This window comes from Capsulimonas sp. (assembly GCF_039929585.1).
Taxonomy (GTDB): Bacteria; Armatimonadota; Armatimonadia; order Armatimonadales; family Capsulimonadaceae; genus Capsulimonas.
Window position 1 is genome coordinate 1 of record NZ_JBDSQY010000112.1, and the last position, 7,085, is coordinate 7,085.

At 60.8% G+C, this 7,085-nt stretch carries 8 protein-coding genes; 6 read left to right on the forward strand and 2 right to left on the reverse strand.

Features of this window, described 5'->3' with window-relative positions:
• Positions 1-137: 137 nt before the first annotated feature.
• From dapF to hemB, 4 genes are read left to right on the forward strand one after another with little or no spacing between them, the layout of a single operon-like run.
• The gene (gene dapF / locus ABIZ35_RS07970; RefSeq protein WP_348219354.1) at positions 138-995 is read left to right on the forward strand and encodes a diaminopimelate epimerase; all 858 of its coding nucleotides are present in this window, start codon (positions 138-140) and stop codon (positions 993-995) included.
• Complete coding sequence (locus ABIZ35_RS07975; RefSeq protein WP_348219355.1) at positions 983-1,558, forward strand: HAD-IIIA family hydrolase; 576 nt, start codon at positions 983-985, stop codon at positions 1,556-1,558. The genes dapF and ABIZ35_RS07975 overlap by 13 nt, the downstream gene beginning before the upstream one ends.
• A complete protein-coding gene (locus ABIZ35_RS07980) occupies positions 1,555-2,556 on the forward strand; it encodes a hypothetical protein (protein ID WP_348219356.1) in 1,002 nt (333 codons plus the stop codon). Before ABIZ35_RS07975 ends, ABIZ35_RS07980 begins: the two co-directional genes overlap by 4 nt.
• Before the next feature lie 15 nt (positions 2,557-2,571).
• Positions 2,572-3,555: a porphobilinogen synthase gene (gene hemB, locus ABIZ35_RS07985; protein ID WP_348219357.1), complete on the forward strand. Its 984-nt coding sequence runs from the start codon at positions 2,572-2,574 to the stop codon at positions 3,553-3,555.
• A gap of 268 nt (positions 3,556-3,823) precedes the next feature.
• Here the strand turns inward: hemB and ABIZ35_RS07990 are convergent, their stop codons facing one another.
• Together ABIZ35_RS07990 and ABIZ35_RS07995 are read right to left on the reverse strand one after the other, a co-directional pair.
• Positions 3,824-4,957 carry an ATP-binding protein gene (locus ABIZ35_RS07990; RefSeq protein WP_348219358.1) on the reverse strand — a complete coding sequence of 378 codons (1,134 nt, stop codon included), beginning with the start codon at positions 4,955-4,957 and terminating at the stop codon, positions 3,824-3,826.
• A 6-nt stretch (positions 4,958-4,963) separates the two neighbouring features.
• Positions 4,964-5,677: a response regulator transcription factor gene (locus tag ABIZ35_RS07995; protein WP_348219359.1), complete on the reverse strand. Its 714-nt coding sequence runs from the start codon at positions 5,675-5,677 to the stop codon at positions 4,964-4,966.
• A 161-nt stretch (positions 5,678-5,838) separates the two neighbouring features.
• Here ABIZ35_RS07995 and ABIZ35_RS08000 point away from each other — a divergent pair, with 161 nt between their 5' ends.
• Positions 5,839-6,360 (forward strand): helix-turn-helix domain-containing protein, encoded by a 522-nt coding sequence (locus tag ABIZ35_RS08000; protein ID WP_348219360.1) that lies wholly within the window; start codon positions 5,839-5,841, stop codon positions 6,358-6,360.
• Positions 6,361-6,368: 8 nt separating this feature from the next.
• Positions 6,369-7,085, forward strand: a 717-nt coding sequence (locus ABIZ35_RS08005) for an alpha/beta fold hydrolase (RefSeq protein WP_348219361.1), incomplete at its 3' end; no start/stop codon positions are given.

Consider the following 7,085-nt stretch of genomic DNA (forward strand, 5'->3'; position numbering starts at 1 on the left):
AAGGGTAATTTAGGATTGGTTGTCGCAGGCGGATTTCGTTCGAGAATCTCTTTCCAACCCTTCCCAGCTTCATGGGAGGGGTGGCGCGAAGCGCCGGGGTGGGTCTGCATAGGGCGGAAAGAAAGCAGTTTATTTCGATGCAGTTTACGAAGATGCATGGCATCGGCAACGACTTTATCATGGTCGATTGCCTCGGTGATGACGGACGCGCGCTCGCCCAGCAGGCGCGCACGCAGGCGGTGGCGCTTTGCGACCGGAAGTTTGGGATCGGTGGCGACGGCGTCATTTTAGTGATGGCCGGCGAAACCGTGGCGTACCAGATGCGGATGCTCAATCCCGACGGGTCGGAAGCGGAGATGTGCGGCAATGGCATTCGCTGCTTCGCGAAGTTTTTGTACGATCGTGGCCATGGTAAGGATCAGGCAGAGCTGCCCGTGGAAACTGGCGCTGGACTGCTCCATGTCGCCGTACAGGCGGGGCCGGATGGCAAGGCGGCCACCGTGCGCGTGGATATGGGCGAGCCTGTCTTAATCCCGTCGCTGGTGCCGACGACTTTGGGTGAGGGCGACGCCCCCGTGATCAGTCAGCCGATCGAGGCCGCCGGACGTACGCTGCATGTGACGACCGTCTCCATGGGCAATCCGCACGCCGTGATCTTTGTGGACAATGTGAAGGACTATCCGCTGGAGCAAGTCGGACCGTTTGTAGAAAGCCATCCAGCGTTTCCGAAACGGACCAATACCGAGTTCATCGAAGTGATTTCCGAGAGCGAAACGAAGTTCCGGGTCTGGGAGCGCGGCGCGGCGGAGACGCTCGCCTGTGGGACCGGCGCGTGCGCGTCCGTGGTGGCCGGCGTGCTGAATGGCAAAACGGGCCGGCGTGTGCTGGTCCATCTGCCCGGCGGCGATCTGGACATCGAGTGGAGCGAAGCGGACAACCACGTGTATATGACCGGGCCGGCGTCGGACGTTTTCGAAGGCGAATGGCTCGGCTGAGCGTGATGATGATTCAAGGCGTATTTGTGGACCGAGACGGCGTATTGAACACACATACGCCCAACGGTTATGTGCTAAGCCCTGCGGGGCTCGTGATCCTTCCGGGAGTTGCTGCGGCGATCAAGCGGCTGAACGATATCGGCGTGCCTGTTCTGGTGATCTCCAACCAACAGGGCGTCGGCAAAGGCGTCATGAGCCAGGACGATCTGGCGGATATTGAAGAAACTATGCGTGCGGAACTGGACCGTGAGGCCGGCGCGCATGTCGATCGTTACTACTATTGCACGGATCTCAAGGAAGCCCTTTCGCCACGCCGCAAACCGGAGCCGGGTATGCTGCTGGAGGCGGCGGCGGATTTCGGACTGGACCTCGCATCGACAATTTTTATCGGCGACTCCCCAACGGATATCGCCGCCGGCCACGCCGCTAAGGTCGGCGTGACGGCCCTCGTTCTCTCCGGCGGCGCCCGTTTTTACCATGACGGTCTTTTGGAGCCCGCGCCGGATTTCATTTTTCCCGATCTTCCCACGGCTATCGAGTGGATATTGGAGCAACGCGCATGATCATCGCCACCGCCCCCGGGCGCTGCGGAATTGTCGGCAACCCGACCGATATGTACGGCGGCAGCGTCGTCTCCTGCTCCACTGCGGAGCGAGCGACCTGCACGCTGATCGGTGAAAAGGACGAAATTCGCATCACAGTCGGTGGGCAATCGCAGGATATCGTGACGCAAGCTGATCTGGCGCTGCGCGACGATGATTACTTGAATGTCGCCCGCGCCGTGCTGCTCGCCCTGGAAGTCCAGCCCGGCGTCACCCCAGCGTTTCATCTCGAAGCCTCCACGGAAATCCCGATGCAGGCCGGCCTCGCCGGATCGACGGCGATTTTAGCGACCATCGTCGGCGCTGTCCTCGCCCATCTGGACCTGCGCTTGAACTCCTACGAAGTCGCTGAGTTGGTGCGTAAGATCGAGTACGACGTCCTGCGCTGTGTCTGTGGGTTTCAAGACCACTATATGGCGACGTTCGGTGGGCTGAATTTCATGGATTTTCGCGATAAGAACAGCGCGATGTCACAGGATTATTCGACGCCGTATGCGACCATCGAACCGCTGGCCCCGTATCTGCAAACCCTGCCGTTCGTTCTTGCGCACACCGGTGTCAAGCATCACTCGGGAACTGTCCATAAATCGATTCGCGATCGCTGGCTGGAAGGCGAGCTGGCTGTTGTGGATGGTTATATCGACATCGCCCGTCTGGCGCGCACCGGCAAAAAGGCGCTGCTGGCGCACGATTGGGACCTGCTGGCCGATCTGATGACGCGCAATCACGAAATTCAGCGCGACCTGGGCGGCAGCGGCGAGTCCAACGAAGTCTTGATCGCAGCGGCTCTTGGCGGCGGCGCGATGGCCGCCAAGCTCGCGGGCGCCGGCGGCGGCGGCACGATCCTCGCACTGACCCTGGATCCGGAGCGTACGCAAAAGGCGCTGCTGGACGCGGGCGCCGACAAAATCCTCTTCCCGACGCCCTGCCGTGGCCTCACCGTGGAGATACGCGTCTAAGCGAAAGTAATTCCGATGACAAACGCCAATTTGACAATCCGTCCACGCCGCCTGCGTTCGACCCCGGCGCTTCGCTCGATGGTCCGCGAAACCAGCGTCAGCCGTCAGGACCTCGTCTATCCCATGTTCGCTCTGGATGGACCTGAAGGCGTTCGCAATGAAATTAGCTCCATGCCCGGCGTCTTTCAATTGTCCGTTGATGAGATCCGCCGCGAAGCCGAATCGGCGGCGAAGGCCGGCGTTCCCGCCGTTCTGCTTTTCGGTCTGCCCGACGCCAAAGATGATCTCGCCACCACCGCCTACGCCGACAACGGCGTCGTCCAGCGCGCCGTGCGCGCTCTGAAAGCCGACAATCCCGATCTTCTCGTCATCACCGACGTCTGCCTGTGCGAGTACATGTCGCACGGTCACTGCGGCATCGTCCGCGACGGCTACGTTGTCAACGACGAATCGTTGGACCTTCTGGCGCGCACGGCCCTGTCCCACGCGGCGGCGGGCGCGGACATCGTCGCCCCCTCCGATATGATGGACGGCCGTGTCGGCGCCCTGCGCTCCGCATTAGACTCCCAGGGATTTACCGAAACGCCGATCATGGCCTACTCCGTGAAGTACACCACGGCGATGTACGGTCCGTTCCGTGAAGCCGCCGATAGCGCGCCTAAGTTCGGGGACCGCAAATCCTACCAGATGGACCCCGCTAACCGCCGGGAAGCTCTGCGGGAATTGGATTTGGATATCGCCGAAGGCGCGGATATCGTGATGGTGAAGCCCGCGCTTTATTTTCTGGACATCGTTCGTGAAGTACGCAACGCGACGGATCTCCCCGTCGCTGTGTATAACGTGTCCGGAGAGTATTCGATGGTGAAGGCGGCGGCGGCGAACGGCTGGATTGATGAGAAATCCGCCGTGATGGAAATCATGACATCAATGAAGCGGGCGGGTGCGGATATTATCCTGACGTATCACGCGAAGGATGTGGCGGGGTGGCTGGGGGAGTGACCTATTTCCACGGCGTTTCGGGACCTATTCCCCCGCGCTTTAGCGCGTTTCCCCTTTTTCCCAGTGAAGGGCTAAAGCCCGGGAAAAGGGGCGTTCATCATTACAGCCCAGGCGAGTCTTGTTGTGGCTGCCGAAGAGTTTTATGATCTGAAAACTCTTTTCAACAACCCGGAACACTCGACTGGATTGCAGTTACGAACACCCCTTTTCCCGCCCGAAGGGCCTTGCTGGGAAAAGGGGGAAACGCGCTAAAGCGCGGGGGAATAGGTCACTTCCGCATAATCGTCACGCTGAACGTGCTTCCCTTGTTGTATTCACTCTGCACCGACACCGTTCCCCCATGGTTTTCCACAATGTGCTTCACGATCGCCAGTCCCAATCCCGTTCCGCCGGAGGCGCGGCTGCGGGCTTTGTCGGCGCGATAAAATCTCTCGAATAAACGGGGAATATCGTCCTTGAGGATCCCGATGCCGGTGTCGGCGACGTGGATCGTCAGTCTGTCGGCCGCTTCGGTGGCGTAAAGGCGGACGGAGCCGCCGCGCGGGGTGTAGCTGATCGCGTTGTCGAGCAGGTTGACGAACACCTGCGCCATCTCATCGTGATCGGCTTCGGCCACCAGGGGAGGGCGCACCTCGTTGATGATCGTGACCCCCGCCTTTTCCCCCTGCGCCATCAGGCGCCCGCACACATCCCACAGCAGAACGGCGATATCTTCCGGCTCGCGATTGACACCCATCGCTTCGACGCGCGAGAGATCGAGGAGATCGGACGAAAGGCGGACGAGGCGATCCGATTCACGGATAATGGTTTCCAGGAAGCGTTCGGCGACGGATTCGTCCGTGCGCGCGCCGTCCAGCAGCGTTTCCGCCATGGCCTTGATCGACGTGAGGGGTGTGCGCAATTCGTGAGAGACATTGGCGACGAAGTCGCGGCGCACGCGCTCCAGTCGGCGCAGCTCCGTCAGATCGCGCATGACGATGAGAAATTCATCGCTGGAAACCGGCGCGACGCGTGTGTGCAGGCTGCGCGAGACGCTCTGAGTGAGGGTGATCTCCGCTTCCACGACGACGGCGCGATCGTGTGACTTGCGGAACAGATCGTCGAGCTCGCGGCTCAGGGTAAAGCCGAAGAGGGTCTCTGAAAGACGCTCTGAGCGGTTCTTCTCGGTTTGCGAGGCTTTGGAGAAAAGACGGGAGGCCACGGGGTTTTTGAGAAGAATATGCGATGAGGCGTCCACGAGCAGAATAGCGTCGTCGGTGCTCGCCATCACCGCTTTCCAGCGCGCCGATTCGTCCACCGGGCAGACATCGATGGCTGCCGTCGGCGCGGCGAGATCGGCCTCGTCCGGTGAGCGCTTTGGCTGCAGCCATTGGGAGAATGGGAATGGAGGAGCCTTGCGCATCTTCGGTTAACCCTGGAACTTGTAGCCGACGCCGCGGACAGTCAGAAGCATCTCGGGACGGGCGGGAGTGTGCTCCAGTTTTTCCCGCAGCCAGCGGATATGGACGTCCACGGTGCGGTCATCGACATAGCAGTCTTCGCCCCAAACACGCGCGAGCAGCGTCTGCCGGTCGAATACGCGGCCTCGATTGGTCGCCATGAGAGTCAGAAGATCGAACTCCTTGCGCGACAGCGGGATCGGCGCGCCGTCGCGTTTGACTTCGCGTCGGTCGCTGTTGATCTGGATCGAAGACTGTTCCCACTGGAATTGCAGGACTTCATCGGCGGCCTTGGCGGCTTCCACGGCGACGGAATCGGTTCCGGCGCGGCGCAGATGGGCGTGCACCCGAGCCATCAGTTCGCGCATTCGGAACGGTTTGACGACATAATCGTCGGCGCCGGCTTCAAATCCGCGCAGGCAGTCGGTTTCGGCGGCGCGGGCGGTGAGCAGAATCACGGGAACCGTCGATCCGTCGCGGTGCAGGCGCTGGCAGATGTCCAGGCCGCTGCCGGAGGGAAGCATCACGTCCAGGACGATCAGGTCCGGTTTTTCCGTGGCGATGCGGGCGAGGCACTCGTCGGCGTCAAACGCCGTGACGACCGCGAAGCCTTCTTTCGAGAGATTATACGAGATGGCGTCGACGATCGGAGCTTCGTCGTCTACGACCAGAATTTTTTGCATGGGTCCTTTTCCTCGGGCCGAAAGCGTCCTGTCTATTAAGCGACATTCTTCTGGAATCGACGGGAGATCGCTGGGAGTATACCTTTCTCACGCAAATCTGTCCACTCTGTTTGACAGATTGTTGTTTCAATGCTACAATAATCCAGAAATGGATAATGATTATGGAAACTAAAGTCAAGGATACCGGCAAGACCAAGGACGCAATCAAGCAGCTTCAGGCCGATATGCGCGCGCTTCAGGCCGCGCTGGCGGCATCGCGTGAGGCGCCCGCTCCCGCCGCTGCGCCGGAACCCGCGCCGAAGCGCGAAAAGGGCGATGCCGCAGTCAGCTATTCGGTATCGTACCGGACGCCAGGCGTGGGCGAGATGAAGATCAAGAACGTGACGGAATCGGTGACGGCGGCGCAGATCGCGCGCGTGACCGATGAACGGGTGGCGGCTATCGGCGACGCCGTTTCCTCCGCCCCAAAGATCAGTCTTCTGCGAGCCCTGCTGGGAAAAGAAGGCGAAAGCGCCGCGGTTCTTGGCGAGATCGCCAGTCTCACCACCGGCAGTCTTTATCATCACCTGCGCGACCTTATGCACGCGGGCTTGATCGATCAAACAGCCCGAAATCGTTATTCGCTGACGGATCACGGAAACCGTGTTCTGCTCGTGCTGCTGGCGCTCGCCACTGCTCCTTAAGGAAAAATATGGCGCAATATCTCCTGGAATCGGACTGGGCGGCGGACGACCTGCCGTGTTTGACGCTGGTCTCCGAGCCGTTCGGCTCGAAGCTCCCCTCGGTGCTCCTGCTGCATGGACTGGGCGGCCGCAAGGAAAACCAGCTTCAGGCCGGCTATGCATTCGCTCGCGCCGGCTTTCGGGCCGTGGCGTGCGATCTCGCGCTGCATGGCGAACGTGAGCGCGCGGAAGATCGGGATCGTCTTCTGCGCGAGAATTATGTCTCCACGATGTTTGAGCTGGTTTCGCAAAGTGTCCGGGACGTTTCCCGAATGATCGACTGGCTTGGCGTCGATTCCATCGCATTGCACGCTACATCGCTGGGCGGGGTGGTGGCGTTCGCCGCCCTGCTCACCGAGCCGCGCATCACGGCGGCGTCCATTGCGATGGGCACTCCCGACTGGCTGGGAATGCTTGCGCCCCATGGCGTCGTGGCTGGCCATCCGCTTTACGATCTGGCCGCATCCATCAGCCCGCTTGAACTCGCGAACCAGATGACGCCCGCCGCGCTGCTGATGCTGCACGGCGATGAGGACCAGGTCATTCCCATCGACGGCGTGCGTAAGCTTCAGGAGCGCCTCAAGGAAAAGTATCGCGAGACGCCCGAGCGGCTGGAGCTGGTCGTTTACCGCGAGCATGGTCATTCTTACACCAGCGATATGATGCTGCGGAGCATCGCGTGGACA

Bases quoted from the DNA above. Each gene is read 5' to 3' on its own strand.
- ABIZ35_RS08000 (WP_348219360.1), top strand. From the start codon at position 5,839: ATGGAAACTAAAGTCAAGGATACCGGCAAGACCAAGGACGCAATCAAG.
- hemB (WP_348219357.1), top strand. From the start codon at position 2,572: ATGACAAACGCCAATTTGACAATCCGTCCACGCCGCCTGCGTTCGACC.
- ABIZ35_RS07990 (WP_348219358.1), bottom strand. From the start codon at position 4,957: ATGCGCAAGGCTCCTCCATTCCCATTCTCCCAATGGCTGCAGCCAAAG.
- ABIZ35_RS07975 (WP_348219355.1), top strand. From the start codon at position 983: ATGGCTCGGCTGAGCGTGATGATGATTCAAGGCGTATTTGTGGACCGA.
- ABIZ35_RS07980 (WP_348219356.1), top strand. From the start codon at position 1,555: ATGATCATCGCCACCGCCCCCGGGCGCTGCGGAATTGTCGGCAACCCG.
- ABIZ35_RS07995 (WP_348219359.1), bottom strand. From the start codon at position 5,677: ATGCAAAAAATTCTGGTCGTAGACGACGAAGCTCCGATCGTCGACGCC.
- dapF (WP_348219354.1), top strand. From the start codon at position 138: ATGCAGTTTACGAAGATGCATGGCATCGGCAACGACTTTATCATGGTC.